General features: G+C 48.5%; 15 protein-coding genes and 1 rRNA gene. 11 read left to right on the forward strand and 5 right to left on the reverse strand.

Going from position 1 to position 22,890, the window contains the following annotated elements:
- A 16S ribosomal RNA gene (locus BP71_RS24835) occupies positions 1–68 on the reverse strand; the annotation flags it as partial.
- Positions 69–524: 456 nt separating this feature from the next.
- Entirely contained in the window at positions 525–2,969 is a 2,445-nt protein-coding gene (locus tag BP71_RS24840; protein WP_496384281.1) for a ribonucleoside-diphosphate reductase subunit alpha, read from the reverse strand.
- 426 nt (positions 2,970–3,395) lie between these two features.
- On the opposite strand from BP71_RS24840, the gene BP71_RS24845 reads away from it, so the two are divergent.
- The 6 genes from BP71_RS24845 (at position 3,396) to rimK (ending at position 8,589) form a co-directional block, all read left to right on the forward strand.
- Entirely contained in the window at positions 3,396–4,307 is a 912-nt protein-coding gene (locus BP71_RS24845) for a sugar phosphate isomerase/epimerase family protein (protein WP_496384282.1), read from the forward strand.
- 130 nt (positions 4,308–4,437) lie between these two features.
- A complete protein-coding gene (locus tag BP71_RS24850) occupies positions 4,438–4,680 on the forward strand; it encodes a type B 50S ribosomal protein L31 (RefSeq protein WP_090157191.1) in 243 nt (80 codons plus the stop codon).
- A gap of 154 nt (positions 4,681–4,834) precedes the next feature.
- A complete protein-coding gene (locus tag BP71_RS24855) occupies positions 4,835–6,028 on the forward strand; it encodes a putative sugar nucleotidyl transferase (protein WP_496384283.1) in 1,194 nt (397 codons plus the stop codon).
- Between the two features lie 33 nt (positions 6,029–6,061).
- The gene (locus BP71_RS24860) at positions 6,062–7,180 is read left to right on the forward strand and encodes a DNA polymerase III subunit (protein ID WP_496384284.1); all 1,119 of its coding nucleotides are present in this window, start codon (positions 6,062–6,064) and stop codon (positions 7,178–7,180) included.
- A complete protein-coding gene (locus BP71_RS24865) occupies positions 7,177–7,647 on the forward strand; it encodes an ATP-dependent zinc protease family protein (protein ID WP_496384285.1) in 471 nt (156 codons plus the stop codon). The genes BP71_RS24860 and BP71_RS24865 overlap by 4 nt, the downstream gene beginning before the upstream one ends.
- Before the next feature lie 39 nt (positions 7,648–7,686).
- A complete protein-coding gene (gene rimK, locus BP71_RS24870) occupies positions 7,687–8,589 on the forward strand; it encodes a 30S ribosomal protein S6--L-glutamate ligase (protein WP_496384286.1) in 903 nt (300 codons plus the stop codon).
- 9 nt (positions 8,590–8,598) lie between these two features.
- Here the strand turns inward: rimK and BP71_RS24875 are convergent, their stop codons facing one another.
- A complete protein-coding gene (locus BP71_RS24875; RefSeq protein WP_496384287.1) occupies positions 8,599–9,678 on the reverse strand; it encodes a DUF2652 domain-containing protein in 1,080 nt (359 codons plus the stop codon).
- A 164-nt stretch (positions 9,679–9,842) separates the two neighbouring features.
- Between BP71_RS24875 and hemC the strand changes: the two genes are divergently transcribed.
- Both hemC and BP71_RS24885 read left to right on the forward strand, forming a co-directional pair.
- Complete coding sequence (hemC, locus tag BP71_RS24880) at positions 9,843–10,766, forward strand: hydroxymethylbilane synthase (RefSeq protein ID WP_496384288.1); 924 nt, start codon at positions 9,843–9,845, stop codon at positions 10,764–10,766.
- Between the two features lie 100 nt (positions 10,767–10,866).
- Positions 10,867–11,322, forward strand: coding sequence for a hypothetical protein (locus tag BP71_RS24885; protein ID WP_496384289.1), 456 nt, complete (start codon positions 10,867–10,869; stop codon positions 11,320–11,322).
- Between the two features lie 66 nt (positions 11,323–11,388).
- On the opposite strand, the gene BP71_RS24890 is transcribed toward BP71_RS24885, so the two are convergent.
- Positions 11,389–14,280 (reverse strand): TonB-dependent receptor, encoded by a 2,892-nt coding sequence (locus BP71_RS24890; protein ID WP_496384290.1) that lies wholly within the window; start codon positions 14,278–14,280, stop codon positions 11,389–11,391.
- 303 nt (positions 14,281–14,583) lie between these two features.
- Between BP71_RS24890 and BP71_RS24895 the strand changes: the two genes are divergently transcribed.
- Both BP71_RS24895 and BP71_RS24900 read left to right on the forward strand, forming a co-directional pair.
- The gene (locus BP71_RS24895; RefSeq protein ID WP_496384291.1) at positions 14,584–15,654 is read left to right on the forward strand and encodes a sensor histidine kinase; all 1,071 of its coding nucleotides are present in this window, start codon (positions 14,584–14,586) and stop codon (positions 15,652–15,654) included.
- Positions 15,651–16,385, forward strand: a complete 735-nt coding sequence (locus BP71_RS24900; protein ID WP_496384292.1) for a LytR/AlgR family response regulator transcription factor — start codon at positions 15,651–15,653, stop codon at positions 16,383–16,385. Before BP71_RS24895 ends, BP71_RS24900 begins: the two co-directional genes overlap by 4 nt.
- A gap of 63 nt (positions 16,386–16,448) precedes the next feature.
- On the opposite strand, the gene uvrA is transcribed toward BP71_RS24900, so the two are convergent.
- Entirely contained in the window at positions 16,449–19,301 is a 2,853-nt protein-coding gene (uvrA, locus tag BP71_RS24905; RefSeq protein WP_496384293.1) for an excinuclease ABC subunit UvrA, read from the reverse strand.
- Between the two features lie 315 nt (positions 19,302–19,616).
- Here uvrA and BP71_RS24910 point away from each other — a divergent pair, with 315 nt between their 5' ends.
- Positions 19,617–22,874 (forward strand): SusC/RagA family TonB-linked outer membrane protein, encoded by a 3,258-nt coding sequence (locus BP71_RS24910; protein WP_496384294.1) that lies wholly within the window; start codon positions 19,617–19,619, stop codon positions 22,872–22,874.
- Positions 22,875–22,890 lie beyond the last annotated feature (16 nt).

The following is a 22,890-nucleotide window of genomic DNA, read 5'->3' on the forward strand; positions in this document are numbered from 1 at the left end:
CCCTCGCCTTGCATGTATTAAGCCTGCCGCTAGCGTTCATCCTGAGCCAGGATCAAACTCTCCATTGTAAATTTTGTTGCGATGTAACCTCCGAAGAAGCTCATCAATGTTTCTAACGAACCTATCTTCTTGCTCTCTTCATCATGTCAAAGAACGTTGCTCTGAATCTTTCAGAACTCGTGGTTGCGCCGTCTGCGCTACCGTTGTTCCCGATTGGGAGTGCAAAAGTGGCAGGGTTATTTTTAACATGCAAGCGCCCGCCACAAATATTTTTCCAACTTTTTTCAATAAATACCCTAACCAATTGACAAACAAATTGCTACAACAAAGAAATTTTTAAAGATTTTTCACATTCATTTCTTACTCCATTTCAAGCAATGTAAAACCGGTTCCAGCACGTCCAATTTTTCCATTTATTAGTACAAAACAAATCCTGCATCGCCTAACAGCATATACATCAGAAAGCAGAAGAGGTACCCGATCCATGATCAGACACCTCTTCGCTATTGTGATTTTAACCCTAATTACGATCCACAAGCCTCGCACCCCTCCGGATCATCCAGCGAGCATTGCATATCGGAGCGGTTATCACGCGGCGCTGCGGGCTTAGCGTGCTCCTCCGCATATTGCGCGTAATTGAGCTCCTTCTCGGCCACCACGGCGATCGCGGGTTCCAGCTGCGGTTCTGCCTGCTTGCTGACAGTGAACTGCACCGGATCGGAAGCCGCACGGGTACGCAGGTAGTACATACCGGTTTTGAGGCCCTTTTTCCAGGCGTAGAAGTGCATGGACGTCAGCTTGCCGAAGTTCGCCTCTTCCATGAAGATATTCAGCGATTGCGACTGACAGATAAATGCACCCCTGTCGGCAGACATGTCGAGCAAGCTACGCTGCTTGATCTCCCATGCTGTTTTATAAAGTTCTTTGATATTTTCCGGAATATTCGGAATCGCCTGGACCGATCCGCTGGCGCGAACAAGGTTGTTCTTCATTTCCTCACTCCAAAGCCCTAGTCTCACGAGGTCTTTCAACAGGTATTTGTTTACGACCACGAATTCTCCCGACAATACCCTTCTTACATATATATTAGAAGTGAATGGCTCGAAGCATTCGTTGTTACCAAGGATCTGGCTTGTCGAAGCCGTTGGCATGGGCGCGAGCAACAATGAATTGCGGACACCGTGCTGTACTACTTCCTTACGAAGCTTCTCCCAATTCCAGCGCTTACTGTCAGGAGTCACATTCCACATATCGAACTGGAATTTCCCCTGCGATATCGGGCTGCCTGCCCAGGTTTCGTATGGACCGTTCTGGATGGCCAGCTCCATCGAAGCTTCCATGGATCCGTAATAGATCGTTTCGAAAATATCTTTGTTCAACTGGCGTGCCTCGTCGGAGTCGAAGGGCATGCGCATCATACAGAATGCATCAGCCAGACCTTGCACCCCGATACCGATCGGACGGTGGCGTTTGTTGCTCTTTTCCGCTTCGGGAACCGGATAGAAGTTCAGGTCGATGATCTTGTTCAGGTTGCGCGTTACCACTTTCGTGATCTCATACAATTTCTGGTGATCGAAACGCAGGAAACCATCTGCGCCCTGCTCCACGAATTTCGGCAATGCAATGGAAGCAAGGTTACAAACCGCCACTTCGTCGGGAGCCGTATACTCGATAATCTCCGTACAAAGGTTCGACGATTTGATGGTACCCAAATTCTGTTGGTTGGATTTGCTATTCGCGTGGTCCTTGTACAACATATAAGGAGTACCTGTCTCGATCTGCGATTCCATGATCGCGAACCACAGGTCTTGCGCCTTGATCGTCTTGCGTGCTTTGCCTTCGCGCTCGTATTGTTCGTACAGCTTTTCGAATTCTTCGCTATGCGTATCCGCCAGTCCCGGGCATTCGTGCGGGCAGAACAACGACCAGGTGTCGTTCGCTTCCACGCGCTTCATGAACAGATCCGGAATCCACAACGCATAGAAAAGGTCGCGCGCACGCTGCTCTTCTTTCCCGTGGTTCTTTTTCAAGTCCAAGAAATCGAAGATATCCGAATGCCATGGTTCTATATATATGGCAAAAGAACCTTTGCGCTTACCGCCGCCCTGATCGACGTAACGGGCCGTGTCATTGAACACACGGAGCATTGGAACGATACCGTTGGATTGTCCATTGGTTCCTTTAATATAAGTACCCGTCGCACGCACGTCATGAATGCTCAAACCGATACCGCCTGCCGACTGCGAAATCAATGCGCAGTTTTTAAGGGTATCATAAATACCATTGATACTGTCCTCCTTCATGGTGAGCAGGAAGCACGACGACATTTGTGGCTTCGGCGTACCTGCATTGAACAGGGTAGGCGTGGCATGGGTAAACCACTTTTCAGAAAGCAAATGGTAGGTTTCGATAGCCGCCTGTACGTCGTCCTGATGGATACCCACGGCTACGCGCATGAGCATATGCTGCGGACGCTCGACAATTTTTCCCTCAACTTTCAGTAAATAAGATTTTTCAAGGGTTTTATAGCCGAAATAGTCGTAGGAATAGTCGCGGTCATATATAATCGTAGAGTCAAACAGCGACGCGTGCTGGCGGATCACCTCGTAAACCTCCTTGGAGATCAACGATGCGTTTTCGCCTGTTTTAGAATCTACATATGTATAAAGACGCTTCATTGTGGCCGAAAACGACTTCAATGTGTTCTTATGGAGATTTGAGATAGCGACGCGGGCAGCCAGGATCGCATAATCCGGGTGCTTGGTGGTCATGGAAGCTGCGGTTTCGGCAGCCAAATTATCCAGCTCGGCGGTAGTAACGCCATCGTAAATACCGGAAACGACCTTCTTGGCGACTTCGACGGGCTGAACATAGGCGGAGTCCAGGCCGTAGCTCAATTTCTCTATGCGGGCAGTCACCTTATCGAATTTCACGGATTCGCGGCGGCCGTCACGCTTTATGACATACATAGACATAGTAATGTGGTGTTTAATAGAACGTTAGTGATGTATATTGCTGGGATTGCAATCGGAGATGCACTCTAAAAATCTCTTGAAATAACATTAAATTAATCAGAAACGCAACGGATATTTAAACCTGAAAACGGGATTAGCGACATAATCCAAATTACTAAATTGTTAAGAAACTAATAACTAGATATTTACAGAAATTTGATTCTGAGAAAATTTTTTGACGAAAATGAGAATCAAAAATTTGCAAACTTTTTTTCAAGTTTTTTTCTGTCAAATTTCAACAATTCCTATTTTTCAACTGAAAATCAATAACTTAAATATTGTACATTATTTAGAATAAATCTAAGATTGTAAACTTTGCAAAGTTCAAAACTTATCAATCATACATAAATTTTCAACTGACAGACGCTAAACAATATAATTATGAGCACAATTATCGAACAGGCCGACAGGCGGACATTCCTCAAAACGACCTCCGGAATGGTAGCAGGCCTTGCATTAGGCGGATCATTGACCGAGGCCATGGCCAAAGCCACCGGAAATGCGGCGTACAGTATCCCCCTGGGCGTGTATGCGGCATATGACAAAGCCGAGTTTCTGCGAAAATCCGGTTGCGCATATATAGAGGAGTCGGTTGCGGGCTTCCTGATCCCGGAAGGCGGCGATGCAGGTTATGAAAAAAACCTCCAGCAACTCAAAAGCGAGCACTTTCCCATCAAATCCTACGTGATCCTCCTGCCCGCAAGCCTGAAAACGCTAGGCCCGGACGCGAATCACGAGGCGATCCTCCAAAGAACTGAGACGGTTCTGAAACGCGCCAAGGAGTGCGGATCACAGTTTGTCGTATTCGGCAGCGGTGGTTCAAGAATCATACCGGAAGGCTTCGATCGCGCGAAAGCGAAGGCCCAACACATTGAATTAACCCAAAAAATGGCTCCGCTGGCGGAAAAATATGGGGTAACCATCGCAGTAGAGCCGCTTAACCGGGGAGAAACCAATTTCATCAACAGCCTGGCCGAGGGCGTGGAGATCGTGGATGCCGTAAAAAGTCCGCGCGTGAAGCTGCTTTGCGACATTTACCATATGTTGAAGGAGGACGAGCCTGCTTCGGAGATCGTCAAATACGGCAAGCATATCGTCCATTGCCACATTGCGGAGAAGGAAAAACGCACCCCACCGGGCGTAAAGGGTGACGATTTCAGGGCATACCTGGGCGCATTGAAGAAAATCGGCTACAAGGGCGGGCTATCGATCGAATGCTTCGTGTACACTGATTTTGAGCAAGAAGCAAAACGTGGCGTGGAAGTGCTCAAACAACAACTCAGTGAAGTATAGGGCGTTAATTTTCGCTGTATTGCATTAATATTAAAAAAGATACGGTTTCAATACTTGATTTACAAATCAGGATTTTTTACTTTTGCAATCCTTTTGAAAACCGTATCGAAAAACATAATACCATATACCAATGAAAAAAGATATTCATCCCAATTACAGAGAAGTAGTTTTCTGGGATCTATCAAGCGACTTTAAATTCATTACGCGCTCTACCATAGAAACTTCTGAAAACGTTACGATGGAAGACGGCAAAACGTACCCAGTGTACAAAGTCGAGGTTTCTTCTCAGTCACACCCTTTCTACACTGGTAAGAACGTACTGGTTGACACAGCTGGTCGCGTTGACAAGTTCAGAAAGCGTTACGGAAAATAATCTCCGTTGCGGCTCTAACCTGCGTGGTCGAACACGTCGGACACCAGAAAAAATACAGCGGCAGTCTCCTGACAAATATGTTCGGGAGACTGCTTCTTTTTTTGCCGTAACCAATAAAATGCCCGAACTTTGGCGGGCACATACTTTTTAATATATGCCCAATACCATTCTGTTCGACGATCCAGAGATTAGAATCCAGCTTTTACCTTTTACATACACAAGACCAGTCGCCGGCATCCGGTGCGGCATTCACACACTGGCCGAAAAATGGGCCGACAGATGCCACACTACCGTTTCATTCCAGACGGAAGATTATCTCGCAGCCAAATTTCCACAACATACTTCCGACGACAACCTGTTTATCAACGGCGCATTGTGCCCGGACGAACACCTGGCCGGCATTGTGAAAGGTTTGCCTCACGGCAATGCGCTCATATCCGGTGACGGAGAAATCCTGGCGGTAAGGACGCATTCCGCGTGGAAGGTTTCGGAAGGCACAAACGGCCTTTCGGTGGTGACTTATGCCGAGCCATTTACGATGATCCGCAATGTGTGGGATATTTTCGGCCAGAATGGTGCACAGATCAAGGCAGACTATGAACGGATCGTTTCCGTGCGCAAGTCAGTGGGCATTGCCGATCCTTTCACGCATTGTTATAAGCACGAGAACATATTTGTGGAAGAAGGCGCAGTGATCAAGGCGTCCATTCTGAATGCAGAGAACGGCCCTATTTACATTGGAAAAAATGCACTGATCCAGGAGGGCTCGATGATCCAGGGGCCATTTGCGATCGGGGAAAACGGCGTTCTCGCACAAGGAACGAAGATTCGTCCGAATACTACTGTAGGGCCATCGTCGAAAGTCGGTGGCGAAGTGAGCAATTGTGTCGTTTTCGGGTATAGCAACAAAGGTCACGACGGCTACCTGGGCAACTCGGTTTTGGGAGAATGGTGCAACCTCGGGGCCAATACCAATAATTCCAATTTAAAGAACGACCATTCGAACGTCAAACTGCATAGCTATGCCTCTAATACACTGAATGACACCGGCTTGCTGTTCTGCGGACTGATGATGGGCGATTATTCCAAAGCGGGAATTTCGACGATGTTCAACACCGGGACGGTCGTTGGCGTAAGTGTGAATGTATTCGGTGCTGGATTCCAGGCCAAACATGTGCCGTCGTTCTCATGGGGCGGAGCCGCTGAGGGACATTGCGAATACCGTTTTGACAAGGCCATGGCGGTAGCGCAAGATACGGTAAGCCGCCGAGGCGTCGCATTCGGCGAAACGGAAGAGAATATCATGCGTGCTGTTTTTGAAAATACCCAAACCCAGCGCGGCCAATAGGCATTTTACCCAATTCATTAATTTACCAGAAACGTGCTTTTCAGAGATATTCCGGGACTTGAAAGTATCAAAGCGACATTGAAGCGCTCGGTCCGGAATAGCCATTTGGCTCACGCCCAGCTCTTTGATTATCCCGCAGGAGGCGCCGGGCTTGCCATGGCACTGGCCTTCTCTACCTACATTAACTGTGAAAACAGGCATGAAGAAGACGCTTGCGGCGTATGCGCGTCCTGCGTGAAGATGGGCAAGCTCATCCACCCCGACTTCCATTTTATATTCCCGATCGCCACCTCCAAAAAGGTCGACGGTAAAACCAGTGAAGCTTTTCTGCCGCTCTGGCGGTTATTTTTGCTCGAAAACCCCTATCGCGTCCTCCCCGACTGGCTCGACCACATCGGTGCGGATAACAAGCAGGGTAACATTTCCGTGGAAGAAGCACGCGGGATTCTGCGAAAATTGTCTGTCAAAGCCTACGAAGGCGAGTACAAGATACTGCTGATCTGGAAACCCGACATTATGAATGCGGCTTCCTCGAATGCGATTTTGAAAATTCTCGAAGAACCGCCTGAAAAAACGTTGTTCCTTTTGGTAAGTGATCAATCGGACAAACTACTGACGACTATTATCTCGCGAACCCAGCGGATTACCATTCCGGCATTCTCCGATGCGGAAATTAAATCGCACCTCAAACAGAACGAAGTGACCGACGTAGTGGCGAATCAGGTGGCCTACCTGTGTGACGGCAATATGGCAGAAGCGCTGAAACTCGTTCAGGAAGAGCAGGATGACCGCTCGGCGTGGTTCGCCGACTGGATGCGCTCGTCCTATAAATTTGATGTAGCGCAATTGGTAAAACTCGCCGACAATTACGACGTCATGAGCAAGGAAAAGCAAAAAGGTTTGCTCGAATATGCATTGCGGCTCTTCAGGGATATGCTTGTATGGAGCCATGGCGCAGGTGAACTTTTGCGGGTTCCGCAGGAAGAGCTTACTTTCGTGCAGAATTTTTCGAAGACCGTCAATTTTGAATCCCTGGAAAGAATGATCGAGGAGGTAAATACAGCCTATTATCACATTGAGCGGAATGTAAGGGCGAAAATGGTTTTTCTGGACCTGTCCTTGACGGTTGCCCAGTTTTTTCAGCGCAGATGAAACGCCCATTGGAAATCATCGGCGCAACGGATATCGTCGATTTACCTGAGTTGGATTGGTACCGCGTGCCAGTCCGCATTGACTCCGGTGCGGCGACGTCCGCCATTCATTGTTCACGGGTCCAGCTGGTCAACAAGGAAGGACATAAGGAACTTCACGTTTATCTCGACACCAAAAAAGGAGCACCTCAACATTTCTTTATCGTCACTGAATTCAAGGAAACCGTCGTCCGTAATTCCTTCGGAAAAGAGGAGAAACGGTTTGTGATCAAGACGCCAATCAAGCTGTTCGGCAGAAAAATACGTACCGAATTTTCGCTGGCCAACCGGCAGAAAATGAGCTACCCGATACTACTAGGAAGGAAATTGCTAAAAAACCGGTTCGTTGTCGACGTTTCGAAAAAGAACCTCTCGGCAGCAAAGCACTCCACGACACCAACTCGTTCCCAAAAAATAACCACAGACTAAACCCGGGGCCTCACCTCCACTTTTCAAAAACATTTTTTTATGAAAATCGCCGTATTATCCACTAATCCGGACCTGTATTCGACCAGGCGCCTGGTGGAGGCAATCAAACAAAAGGGACACGAAGCGGTTGTAATTGATCACGTCAAATGCTTTGTCATGATCGAAGGGGGTAAACCTTCGATCATATATAAAGGTAAGCCGATCACAGGCATTGACGCCATTATTCCGAGGATCGGCACTTCCGTGAACGCATTTGGCTGCGCGGTGGTGCGCCAGCTGGAACTCATGAAGATATTCACAACCGTGAAGTCACAAGCCATTCTGCGATCCCGTGACAAGCTCCGTAGTATGCAGGTGCTAGCTAAGGCGGGCATTGACATCCCTAAAACCGTTATTGCGAAAAACCCGGCTCAGGTAAATGAGCTGATTCACGTGGTAGGAGGGCCTCCTGTGGTGATCAAGTTGCTCGAAGGAACACAAGGAGTGGGCGTCGTACTGGCCGAAACGATTAAGGCAGCTAAATCTACCATCGAAGCATTCTATGGATTGAAAGCCAACTTCCTGATCCAAGAGTACATAGCCGAATCCAGGGGGGCCGATATAAGAGCATTTGTTATTGGGAATAAGGTTGTTGCAGCTATGAAACGTCAGGGCGCCGAAGGCGATTTCCGCTCCAACCTGCACCGCGGTGGTTCAGGTTGCATGATAGAACTTTCGCCGGAAGAAGAGCATACGGCCATTTCAGCTGCGAAGGCGTTGGGTGTCAAAATCGCCGGCGTGGACATGCTGCAATCGGCACGCGGACCACTGGTGATGGAAGTTAACTCGTCACCGGGATTGCGGGGTATCGAAGAGGTCAGCGGAATGGATATCGCCTCATTGATTGTTTCTTATATCGAAGACAAAATTGTGACCGACGAAGGGGACACCGTGGGGGTTTGACCCAATATTTCAAAAATCGACCGGCACCTTAATTTCCGTCAACAAGCCTTCGAGATTGGTGAGTGACCTTCGGAAACTCGCTTCCATCTTTTCTTTTTTAAACAAATTAAATACAAGCTGCCTGAAAGGATCTTTCTTAAGATGGTATTCTAAACTGAGAAGGCTAAGCCCTTCGCTTAATTTTTCGAGCACAAAATAGAGCGTCCCGTTCAGTTTTTCGTCTGATTCACTGAAAACGATTGTCGAGTCAGGGTTGTATGAAAAACCACTGGAGTAAATGACCACCTCTCCGTCTTCACGTACACATCGGTGACGTGAGCCCAGGCCCGGAAGGAAATGATCGAGCTCCTCAATGGACTTCACACCGTCCTGCCACCGGTGCCGCAGTTCGAGGTGACCTGTTGTAAAAAAGAGTTTTTTGATGTCCGTTTCATATTCCTTGGAAACGGATACCATTTTTACTTTTTCGGCAGGCTCCAAAACCGGAGGAGAATACGGCGGGATACTTTCTTTCAACGCCCCGATGTGGGTATATTGAAACGGTATCCGCTCATTTTCCGTCGTCTTAAAGCCGGGAGACCACTTCATCCATTCGGCAAAACCATCCGGATCTTGTCCGTTCAGCAGATTTTGGGTCACCAGCCAGTATTCATGCTGATCGATATCATTTTTAAGTAGCTGATGTGCAACGATAATGTCTTTGCCGATCAATTTGCTAAAATTCTTAACCTTATAAGTCGTGAATTCCCCATAATGCGTCACGACTTTTAAAGTGAGATTAACAGCCGAAATGCAAGCCTTACACTGACAAAACCGGCGGTTATCATAGGCGATCAGATATTGGTGAAAATCACAAAACATCTTTTCAACCTGCCTGTACAGAATATCCAGCTGCGGCGCTTCGCCAAATTTGAAAAAGAGAATAGCATCGCCTTCAATCTCTGAAATTTCCAGGCCGATTTGATTCGCATTAACCAGGATTTCCAGCAGTTCCTGAATGATCTGCCGGCTGTGACCTATCTCGGTTTCATGCATAAACCTCGTAAAACCGCTTATATCAGGAATAAATATCAAACCTTTGTTTTCCATGGTACTGATGTTGGCTGGCTGAATTTACGGGTATTTTTTCAGTCAATGCATTAAAAGCGAAATGCAAGTGATGAACACAGGAACTGTAAGATTTCACTGGCTGGTTTCCGACTTATGACCTAACTTCGCTCTTCGAAAAAGTATTTTCAGGACCATTATTTATCATGCATATAAAAATAGGAACCCGCGGGAGCAAGCTGGCGCTTTGGCAGGCGTATTATGTCGAGGCACTTTTGCAGCAAGGCGGCGTAGAGACGGAAATTGTCATTATTGAGACCAAAGGCGATAAAATTCTCGACCGGTCACTTTCCAAGATCGGCAGCAAGGGTGTTTTTACGGAAGAGTTGGAAGACCAGCTCAGGAGCGGTGATATCGATATTGCCGTGCATAGCGCCAAAGATCTTCAGTCACAGCTCGATGACGCATTCGAGATCATCGCATTCACCGAGCGCGAACATGCCAACGATGTGCTGGTAAGCCACGATACGACATTGTCGTTGAAAAGCGGTGAGTCATTTACGGTAGGAACGTCATCCACACGCCGGGTGGCCGTTTTGAAACACTATTACCCGCACATCAAGACCGTAGACATGCGTGGGAACCTCCAAACACGCCTCCGCAAGCTGGAAGAAGGCCAATGTGACGCATTGCTGCTCGCATACGCGGGCGTGCACCGCATGGAATACGATGATAAAATTGCCGAGCATCTGCTGCTCGACGAATTCACGCCGGCAGTTGGGCAGGGTAGCGTGGCAATCGAATGCGCCGTGACGTTAAATGCGGATAAAAAGGCCAAACTGCACGAGCTACTGAATCACACCCCCACCGAAACCTGTCTACGTGCGGAAAGAGCTTTCCTGAAACGTCTTCAAGGAGGATGTAGCATTCCGGTATTCGGCTTGGCGACCCTGCAGGTTGAAGAAATCACCATGACCGGTGGCATTATCAGCCTCGACGGTAGCGAATTGATCCGCCGCACCGAAAGCGGTGCGCAGGCTTTTCCGGAAGAACTGGGCATTTCACTGGCGGAGGAGCTACTGAAAGCGGGAGCAGAACGAATTTTAAGGGAAATCAAGAATCAGATTTGAATTCGTTTGCTCATTGGAGATTGCCGCGAGATAATCAGGAAATTCTCCTACCTGATTCATAAGTTATAATTACTGGTATTAACATTAAACGATATCAGTAATGAAAACAAAACACGTCGCTTACGTAGTCATTTGCTTATTTCTTCTTTGCTGCAAGCGCAACGAAAGTAACGACGAACCGGATTTTTCCCTGGCGTCTAACTTTCTGTCGAGTTACCAATCCATAGATGATTCGGTTTTTAATGTCAAAAGACATTGGACCATTGAAAGAACCGGTGTTAACAAGGTAAGAATAGAGGAAACTGTCGAAGATCTGAATGAAAAAGAAAAATACTTCAAACGGACCTATCAGGATGTTGCCATAAAGAAAGAATCAGACACCTATCGTCTCGAATTTGAGCACTGTACAATTGACACTCCGAACCAACAAGTTTTGCTGGGATACGCAGTTCTTGATTCGGCCGAGCCAAATCATTTATTTGCCCGCATTTTCATTCAAGACATAAAAACCAGAAGCCTGGTACCTTACGGGGAGTATGCCTTAAAGAAAATCTAGATGCAAATGCAAAATGCCGGGGTCACTACCCGGCATTTTGCATTTCATACAACCCTAAATCAGATATTAATCCTTCTTCGGCACCGAATCTGCCGGCGTTGCAGGTTTCACCGGCAATGCAGTGGAATCCTGCTTCACGGGCGCAGGCGGTGGCGTAGTGCTGTCTGGTTTCACCGTTGAGGAATCAGGTCTCACTTTTGTTGAATCCGGTCTGAATGTCGAATCTCGCTTCATGGTCGAATCCGGGCGTGTGCCTGGCTGTCCCTGTCCAGGGAAATTGCCTTGCCGAGCCGGACGGCCTGTGCTGTCGGCAGCAGGTCGTGCACCTTGCGGGCGAGTCATCCCGGGAGCGCCTGCTCCATTACCACGTCCGCCTGCTGCTGGTGTAATCGCCGGTGTTTGAGCACCACCACCGGTGTCCATATTACCACCGCCATCGCTTTTCTGGTCGTCGTTATTCACCGATTTCCTTCTGCGTGTCTTCTGCTCCACGAACGTCATTTTACCAAAGCGATATGAGAAGTTCACCCGGAAGCCGCGGTTATACAGGTAGTTAGTATTATTCTGTGTAAATGTCTTCGATTCCAGGCTCGTCTTCATTTTGAAAGACGGCGCCAGGAAGTTCTCCATGGCAAAACCGATGCTTCCGCGTTTGTTTTTGAAATCTTTGCGGACACCGAAATCATACATTCTGAAACCAGCCTGGGTACCCTGCAACTGCACGTCACGGCCACGCATGAACCCGCCCGCCTGCAAGCCCCAACCGTTTTTGATGGTAAGGCTTGTACGCATACGACCGCTCAACACAAAACCGCTGTTGGAGTTCTGCAATGCAGGATCGGGGCTGTTGTTCGACAAATCAGCATAATAGAAGTCGAAACCACCACCCAACTGCCATCTTTTGAAGAATGTGACATTACCAAAAATGTTTGCACCGTAGTTCTTTTTAGAACCGATGTTGCCGTAGGTCGTCGTGATCACCCCCTGATCGCTGGTAGTACGAATACTTTCGATCGAGCTATTGGTGAAACGGGCAAACGTAGAAACGTTGATGTACAATGAGTTTTTGAAAAAGCTCGTACCCAATTCCACCTGGTCGGTGAGTTCCGGTTTCAGGTTCGGGTTACCCACTGTTACGTTCTGTGGATTGGCAGCGTTCAGGTTAGGGTTCAGGAACTGGATACCCGGGCGTTGCAGACGACGGTTATAGGCCAGCTTAACAGTCTGCCCTTTTCCGAATGTCTGCGAGAGATTGATGCTCGGCACCAGGTTGCCGTACGCAGGCAGTTTAAGATCCCCTGCCTCGCCTTGTTGTGCGTCGATGCTCGTGTATTCGTAACGCGTACCGGCTTTCACGGTAAATCTGCTTTTGGTAGTGTAAGTATAGGATAAATATCCGGCAGCCACATTCTGATCATAATTCAGGTTGCTGGCTGGTTGTGCTTGTCCGATCTCGCTGTAATAATCATAATTGCTCACTACCTGACGGAAAATTCCCTTACCTCCGAATTCCAGCATCTGATTTTCCTTGATAGGCGTCTGGTAATCGATCTGAACGGTACTTTCCTGGTTGTGGCTGCTATTGTTGTTACCCTGCGCACCCAGTAATTCTTTCAATTGCGCATTGCTCAGGGAGTACACGTTCGCATCGTAATCATTGGTGCGGTTGTTACGGCTGTACTGGGTCGAAATGCTTAGTTCCTGCCCTGCTTTACCCAGCGTTTTCATATAATCCACATTCACATCCCAGGTACCGGAAAGGTCCTTGCTGTTCACATCGCGATAGCTGGCGCGGGTGGTATCGTTTACAGTGTTATAAGTATAAAGCTCCTGATCGACTTTGGCATTCCGCATTCCGTAACGCAACCCGGCCGATAGCGAGGTTTTGGAATCGATCTCCCAGTCCCAGCCGAAATTATAAGAGCCGAATGCCATCTTATTCTTGGAATCGCTCGTCTGGAGCACCGAGAAAGGACTTGTTTTACCGATCTGAGTGTTCTCCGATTTACCCGGCATATTATAGTTAAACCGGCCGAAGCCTCCGAGGCTGAAACCCATTTTACCTACACGATAATTACCGCGCAAGCCCAGGTTCGAACCACGGTTACCGATACCGGTGTCGAGGTTGAGCGTACCGCCCTGAATGGTGCTTTTCTTGGTGATGATATTGATGATACCCGCAGAGCCTTCCGCATCGTAACGTGCAGAAGGAGACGTGATCACCTCCACCGACTTGATCATATCCGCCGGAATCTGCTTCAATGCATCAGCCACGCTGGTAGCAATAATGGTCGAGGGCTTATTATTGATCAGAACGCGTACATTGGAGCTACCGCGAAGCGACACGTTACCGTCGAGATCGACGGTCAGCATCGGTACTTTTTTCATCACGTCTGAGGCATCGCCCCCTTTGCTGGTAATGTCCTTCTCCGCGTTGTAGACCAGCCTGTCGACCTTCTCTTCGATCATCTGCGCCATACCCACCACTTCCACCTCATTCAATTGTACCACATCCGGTACCAGGATAACTGTTCCCAGGTTCAATTCCGTTTTGCGGTCGATCTTGACATTAGCGATCGTCTTGGTTTTATAGCCGATAAAGGAAATCAGAATTTTGAAGTTACCGGATGCGACTTTGGTGAGCGTAAATGCCCCTTTTTCATCCGTGGTGGTACCGTCAATAGGGTTGTTCGTTTTGATATCAACCAAAGACAATGCCGCAAATTCCACCGGTTTTTTGCTGGTTGAATCTACGAGCACGCCCGTAATCTTTCCACTACCCTTAGGAGTGTCTTCCGCTGTTCCCGGAATAACCGTCTGGCGCTGCCTGTCGCCTCCACGGAAATCTCCGCCGCCACCGCCACGGCCTCCACCGCCGCCGCCCGGAAACTGGGCAAATGCCGCTGATGTAAGACCTGAGAACACAGCCAGGAATGTTAGGTGTAAAACAAGTTTCATGGTTTGGGTTTTAAATGATGTACTTTTCGAATGTCAAAATAACAACCTATATACCTGTGAAAAAAGAGGAATAGATAGATAGGACGGATGTACCGATCAAAGGGTGTTTTCGAACGATACAACCCTGAAAATGACGGACAATCCGGCGATAGGGCCCGCAGCCAGATCATTGATAGATTACCGTGGGGATTCGGTCGGCATTCGGCGTGCTTTGATCGATTGAAATAGGTGTTTTCGTAATTTCCCTGTAAGATTGCAGTGATGTGTTGCGTTCAAAACACATGGAAACTAACTAATTGCTAAATGGATACGCGCGCTGCCCGGAAATACCCACCGTTATTCCTCCATTTACTTGGATGGAGTTTTCTGGCTTTGTTCTTAATGTGGCAACCACTCAGCTGGCAGATCGAATTCCCGGTGAGTTTCTGGATCAAGCAGGCAGTGCTTTTTTCACTGCTGATCACCATATTTTATCTTAACTATTATTTTTGGTTCCCCCGCTTCCTGGCCAAAAACCGTTATGTCCGGTTTATTTTCTTTAATATCGTTTCAGTGGTAATGCTGGCTGTCGTAATCGAACAGGTAAAAATCGCGATTAACCACGGAGAGCAAATGGACCGCGCATTCAAAATGGCACGGGAAGCCAATGGAGAGAAAAAGCGTCACGACAGGCTCGACTATTTTGCATTGCTTACCGCGCTGATGATCATCGGCCTTAGTACCAGTGTCGCGGCCGTTCGTACAGCGCAGCTCGACAAACAATACCGGCAGAACCTGGAAAAGGAGAAAATCAATTCAGAGCTGTCATTTCTGAAAGCACAAATCAACCCGCATTTCTTTTTTAATACACTCAATAATATTTACGCACTGACGGTCATCGACGTTGAGGCCGCACGGGAAGCATTGCACAAGCTTTCGCGTATGATGCGTTACGTACTCTATGAAACACAGCACGGAACCGTGTTGCTGAGCCAGGAAATTGCGTTCGCGCAGGATTATATCCAACTCATGCAATTGCGGCTGACGGATAAAGTAACAGTTCATCTCGATCCGCCCAATCCGCTGCATGATGTTTCGATCGCGCCGATGCTATTCCTACCCTTTATTGAAAATGCATTCAAACATGGTGTAAGTGCCGTACAGCCCAGCCGGATCGATATTCAGATCCGCCAGGAAGGTCACAAAATATTCGTAGAAGTGAGAAATACATTGTTTACGGACAAGCGGGCGATTCTCGATGAGAGCAACGGAATCGGTCTCGCCAACACACAGCGTCGTCTGGATCTGCTGTATCCTGGCAAATACCAACTGGAAGTGACAGAAAACAAGGAAGAAAAGGAATTTGAAGTGCACCTGGAATTGGAAACAGCATGACTCCCCTGGAATGTATAGCAGTAGATGACGAACCGCTTGCTCTCGGGCTCGTGTGCGCGTTCATTGAAAAAACGCCGTTTTTAAAACTTGCCGGCAGATATTCCAGTGCGGTTGAGGCTTTACAGGTTATTCACAACCAGTCCATCGACGTGGTTTTTCTCGACATCCAGATGCCCGACCTGACCGGCATTGAACTGGCGCGTGTAATTGAAAAAGCTGGCCCGAAGGCCCCGAGAGTCATTTTTACAACAGCATTTAATCAATATGCGCTGGACGGTTTCCGTGTAGACGCCATAGACTATCTCCTAAAACCCTTTAACTATGAAGAGTTCCTCCGTGCCGCATCGAGAGCGCAGACTTACGTAGAGCTTTTACAGAAAGCCTCTTCCGCCGGCAGTCCCGACCCCAAAGGCGAATATCTGTTCCTGAAAGTCGAGTATCAGCTCGTGCGCATTGCCTACGATGACATTCTGTACACGGAGGGACTTAAAGATTATGTCAAAGTCCACCTCAAATCTGATCCTAAACCCATTTTATCACTAACCAGTCTGAAAGCACTGGAAGAGAAGCTCCCCGCTTCGAAATTCATGCGCGTACACCGTTCGTTCATTGTGAACCTCGATAAAATCAGCGCCATTACGCGAAACACTATTCAAATCGGCTCCATTACTATCCCTGTCAGCGACCAATACAAGGATAGCTTTAACCAGTTTTTGAGCAAGTGGATGTAAACAGAAATGCCTGCCTGATCGTTTGCATTGATCCGGCAGGCATTCACAATATCCAGCTGACTCTTATTTCAGTTCCTCCTGTAAAAAATAACCTGTAAAGCTGCCTTTCACTTTGGCCACTTTTTCCGGGGTTCCTTCGGCGACGATCCGTCCTCCCTGGGCACCTCCTTCAGGGCCTACGTCAATAATATAGTCAGCTACTTTGATCACGTCGAGATTATGCTCGATAATGAGTACCGTATTCCCTTTCTCGACCAGCTTATTCAAAACATTCAGCAAGTGGCGGATATCCTGAAAATGCAGTCCCGTCGTGGGCTCATCGAGAATGTAGAGCGTCTTCCCGGTATCACGTTTGGAAAGCTCCTCTGAAAGTTTGACCCGCTGCGCTTCACCTCCCGATAATGTCGTGGCGTGCTGCCCCAGGGTAATGTATCCTAGCCCCACATCATTCAAAGTCTGTACTTTCCTTAGCAAGCGGGGCTGGTTTTCAAAAAACTCCAATGCGGACTCTACCGTCATGTCCAATATATCGGCAATTGACTTTCCTTTGAACCGCACTTCCAGTGTCTCGCGGTTGAATCGCTTTCCTTTACAGGTTTCACAATTCACATGCACATCCGGCAGAAAATCCATTTCAATCTTTTTCATCCCGGCACCCTCACAGTCCTCGCAACGACCACCTTTAACGTTGAATGAAAATCGACCGGGTTTATAACCCCGGATTTTTGACTCGGGCAACTCTGCGAATAACGTCCGGATATCAGTAAACAGATTGGTATAAGTCGCCGGGTTGGATCGCGGCGTCCGTCCGATCGGCGACTGATCCACTTCGATCACCTTATCGATATGTTCGAGGCCTTCCACCGATTTATACGGCAATGGCTCTCTTCTGGATCGGTAAAAATGCTGGTTTAGCAGCGGGAATAGCGTTTCATGGATCAAAGACGATTTACCGCTTCCGCTCACGCCTGTTACGCAGATCATGGTTCCCAGCGGAATGGAAATCGAAACATTTTTGAGATTATGTCCGGTGCATCCTTTCAGCGCGATTGACTCGCCTCTGCCCTTCCTGCGCTTCTTGGGTACTTCAATCGACGCGCGGCCACTAAGATATTCCGCCGTAAGTGACCCATTTTTCAAAAATAATTCGGGAGTACCCGCTCCTACCACGCTTCCCCCATGCCGTCCCGCACCGGGACCGATGTCGAGAATGTAATCGGAAGCGAGCATCATGTCCTTGTCGTGCTCCACCACCAGAACGGTGTTACCCAGGTCACGCAGGCTTTTCAATGATTTGATGAGCCGGACATTGTCCCGTTGATGCAGGCCTATGCTTGGCTCATCCATGATGTACAATACGCCTGTAAGCTGCGTCCCGATCTGCGTCGCCAACCGGATCCGCTGCGCTTCACCGCCGGAAAGCGTCCGTAACGAGCGGTTGAGGGTGAGGTAATCCAAACCGACATCGAGCATAAAACCAACACGTTTCCGGATCTCTTTCAGCACTTCATGACCGATCACCCGCTGCTTTTCTTCCAGCCGGTCTTCCAGGTTCACCAGCCATTCCGCCAGTTCCCGGATGTCGCTGTCGGCCAGGTCGGCAATATCTTTCTTATCGATTTTGAAATGCAGCGATTCCTTGCGCAGCCTCTTTCCTTTACATTCAGGGCAGGTTTGCGTAACCATGAAATCCTTCAACCAGTCCTGGATCTTTTCGTTGCCGGACTCCTGTTGTCTTTTCAGAAAGTTGATAATGCCGTCGAACTTGGTTTCCCATTCCGTTCCCGGATATTTTTTGGATGGGACCGGCACGGCTTCTTCGCTTCCGTAAAGAACCAGCTTAAGAGCTTCCTCCGGAAACTTTTCAAGCGGTGTCGTCAAGGTAATTTTGAATTTTTTAAGCAGCACTTCCAATTGCTTGAAAATCCATGCCTCGCGGTACTCCCCCATCGGCGCTATACCTCCCCGAGTGATACTGAGCGATTTATCCGGAATAATCGAATCTTCCGTAATCTCTTCGATGACGCCCAGTCCCTGACAGGTTGGACACCAGCCATATGGCGAGTTGAATGAGAATGCATTCGGCGCGGGATCATCATAGCTGATGCCCGACTCCGGGTCCATCAGATTTTGAGAAAAATAATAGGTTTCCCCTTTGGCATCCAGTACCATTAAGGCTCCTTTCCCCTGCTTGATAGCCGTGGCTACGGATTGACTCAACCGGTACCGTGACTGCGAATCATCTTCCTCTTTCTTGGGAATGACCCGATCGATTACGATCTCGATGTCATGGACCTTATAACGATCGAGCTGCATTTTCGGAGTGATATCCAGCACCTCGCCGTCTACCCGCACTTTGGTGTAACCCAGGCGCGCAATCTGCACAAAAAGCTCACGATAATGCCCCTTGCGCCCTTTGACCGCGGGTGCCAGCAGCACGATCTTCTGCCCCAAAAACTGGGTCATCAGTTGATTCACGATCTGATCCTGCGACTGCTTGACCATTCGCCTGCCTGTCACATAAGAATACGCCTCACCGGCCCGCGCGTAGAGCAAGCGCAGGAAATCATAAATTTCGGTAACCGTTCCTACTGTGGAACGTGGGTTGCGGGATGTGGTTTTTTGTTCAATGCTGATAACAGGGGATAAGCCACTGATCTTATCCACATCGGGCCGCTCCATTTCACCGATAAAGCCACGCGCATAAGATGAAAAACTTTCCATATACCTGCGCTGCCCTTCGGCATAGATCGTATCGAACGCAAGCGACGATTTGCCGCTTCCGCTGATCCCTGTCACCACCACGAGCTTGTTGCGGGGGATGGCTACATCAATGTTTTTGAGGTTGTGTTCCCGGGCTCCCTGTACCTCGATGAGGTCCTGTTCCGCCACGTCGAGGCCATTTAAATATTCCAAAATCCTGGTGGTAGTTTGTGAGTTAGTTCGTGAAATGAAAGTGTAATTCTGATAACCACAAAAATACACTTTGAGTTGCAAATTTTGTCACGTTCAATGTGCCGCGTATACGGTCAAGGGATTGATTTTTTCCAAGACTGCGTGGTAGAATGCAAACGATTGCATAATAAGATTTTTCAAAGAATAAATATTTTGTAACCACTTATTGATTTACATTAATTATAAAAATATTACCAAAAAGAATCCTCAAATCTTTACCTTTAACAGTATATTGACATTTAGTAATACATTTTTAACATCATCCCAACCTAATTTATGAACAAACATTTACTAGTCCCGCTTTTCCGGGGTGTCATGATTATGCTGTTCGCAATAGCAGCTCATCTATCCTACGCCCAGGATCATCAGGTCAAGGGTAAAGTATCCTCCTCTTCTGATGGAACCGGCATTCCCGGTGTGAACGTGCAACTGAAAGGAACGGCTGTCGGTACTGTCACCGACGCCAATGGCACTTACTCGGTCGATGTGAAAGGCTCTGGTGCTATCCTGGTCTTCTCGTCGATCGGTTTGATCAAAAAAGAAGTCCCTGTCGGAAACCAGACCACCATTGACGTGGCGATGGAAGATGATATCAAGAACCTGACCGAAGTGGTTGTAACAGGCTACGCGGCGCAGCGTAAAAAGGACATTACCGGTGCTGTAACGGTTATTAATCCCAAGGAACTGACATCCGTTCCCAGTGCGAGCGTAACGCAAATGCTGCAAGGCCGGGCTTCCGGGGTGACTGTCGGAAATGATAATTCTCCCGGTGGCGGCACGATGGTCCGTATCCGCGGTTTCGGTTCGATCAACAACAACAGTCCGCTTTATGTGATCGACGGGGTGCCTACACAAGGTACATTGAACCAGATCAACCCCAACGACATCGAATCGATGCAGGTGTTGAAAGATGCTTCCGCAGCATCCATTTATGGTGCACGCGCAGCGAACGGGGTAGTAATCATTACGACCAAAAAAGGCAAAACCGGTGCTCCGAACATCACATTCGATTTTTACGCCGGCTCACAGCGTCCCGGCAAGATGCTCGACCTGCTGAATACCAAAGAGCTGGGTCAGTACCTGTACGAAGCTGACCTCGGCGCGGGCAAAAACCCGTCGGTAACATCGCCTTCCGCACAATACAAGTTCGATGAAAACGGCAACCAGACTGTCGCCGACTACATTTATCCGAATGTGTTTGGCGAACTCCCCAGCAATTACACTTACACCAACGACATCGCCGATCCCAACCTTGGTAAAACTGCATTCAACATCACCAAAGCGAACAAGCAGGGTACCGACTGGCAGAATGAGATCTTCGATCCGGCCTCCATTGCCAACTTCCAGATCGGTGCATCCGGCGGCTCGGACGTAGCGAAATATGCACTGTCGGCCAACTATTTTAAACAGGATGGTATTTTGAGATACACGAAATACAAAAGGTACTCGATACGTGCCAATACTGAATTCAAAAAAGGGGCTGTTACTGTGGGTGAGAACTTTACATTCTCCTATGACCAAAGACAGGGGATCACCAACAACGACGAGAGTAACCCGATCATGTTCGCGATCCGTGTGCACCCGATCATCCCTGTATTCGATATTACGGGCGGCCCGAAAGCACTTGGCGGTAACAACACTTCCGATTACAACGGATTTGCAGGAAGCCGCGGTAGCAACCTCGGTAACGCCCCCAACCCGCTGGCCCGTTTGTACCGCGAGAAAGATAACCTCACAAAAGGTACGCACGCATTCGGTAACGTGTACGCGCAGGTCGACATCCTTCCAGGCCTGTACGCACGTACCAGCCTTGGTATTGAATACAACCAGTTCAACCGCTCGGAATACTTCCACCGCGATATCGAAGCAGCGGAAGCAAGAAATGCCAACAGCTTGAACGTGATCAACAACGTCGACCGCTCATTCACCTGGTTCAATACCCTGAACTATGCCAAATCATTCGGCGTGCACAGCTTCAACATTCTGGCAGGTACGGAAGCTGTGAAAACTTATGCAGGTGAATTCCGCGCCGGCCGGAGCGGATTTGCATTCGACGATCTCGACTACCGCTTCCTCGATGCAGGTTCGGCAGCCGGTTTGAGCAATGCAGGCCCTGGGCCGACAGAAAGTGCGCTCTTCTCCCAATTCGGAAAGGTCAACTATTCATTTAAAGAACTCCTCCTGGCCGACGTTACCATACGGCGCGACGGATCTTCCCGCTTCTCGCAAGCCAACCGCTACGGTATCTTCCCCGCATTCTCACTGGGTTTGCGTATGACCGAGCTGGGATTCATGAAGTCGGCTAAATTCGTTGACGATTTGAAAGTCCGCTTTGGCTGGGGTAAAACCGGTAACCAGCTCATCCCTAACGTTTATAATGCTTACACGCTTTACGCGGCCGATCCGCAAAACAATGCCTACGACATTGGCGGTACAGGAACATCTATCGTTGGTGGTTTTGACCTTGTTCAGTTCGGAAACTCCAATGGTAAGTGGGAAACCAATACTTCTACCAACATTGGTATCGACGCGACCTTATTCAATAGCAAACTGGAAGTGGTACTCGACCTTTACAACCGCATTACTTCCGACATGCTGACGCAAGTCGCCATTCCAAGAACGGCCGGCACCGGTACAATCCCTTACACCAACATCGGAGAAGTACGTAACCGTGGTGTTGACCTTGGTCTGACCTTCCGGGATAAGAAAGGTGACTTCAACTATATGGTCGGCGTGAACTTCGGCCACTACAAAAATGAGGTGCTGAAACTGAACAATGACCCGAACGCAACTATTTTTGGTTTCACTACACGCCTTCCCGCGATGTCGGCCACCAAAGCCGGGCTTCCTATCGCGAGCTACTACGGTTATTTTGTGGATGGTGTGATCAAAGATGAGGCAGAGGCAGCTACGGCGCCTAAATTCGGATCGTATACCAGAGAAGGCACATTCAAATTCCGCGATGTCAATGGCGACGGTGTCATTACCGCTGCTGACCGTACCATTATCGGCAGCCCGCACCCAGATTTCAACTACGGTATCAACGTAGGTGTTGGCTACAAATGGTTCGACCTTACATTGTTTGGACAGGGCGTGCAAGGTAATCAGATCTTCAATTATGTGAAGTACTGGACGGATTTCAACGTATTCCAGGGAAACCGTTCCAAAGCGATGCTTTACGACTCCTGGAAGAAACCGGGCGACAATGCGAAACTGCCCCGCCTGAACTCGGGTGACGCCACCAGCCAGCAGGTTTCATCCTACTTCCTGGAAGACGGCTCTTACTTCCGCCTGAAAAACATCCAGCTGACATTCAATTTGCCTTCGTCATGGCTAAAAAGCTTGAAACTGGGATCAGCACAGGTCTACGTTCAGGGACAAAACCTGTTCACCTTTACCAAATACACAGGACTTGACCCGGATATCAACCTGAGAAGATCGGGCGAAAACAACCAGGATACCCATATGGGTGTTGACGAAGGCTCCTACCCTGTGGCCAAATCGTTCCTCGGTGGCTTGCGTTTCAATTTCTAGTTTATCCATTGATCTT

Source organism: Dyadobacter ginsengisoli DSM 21015 (assembly GCF_059568735.1).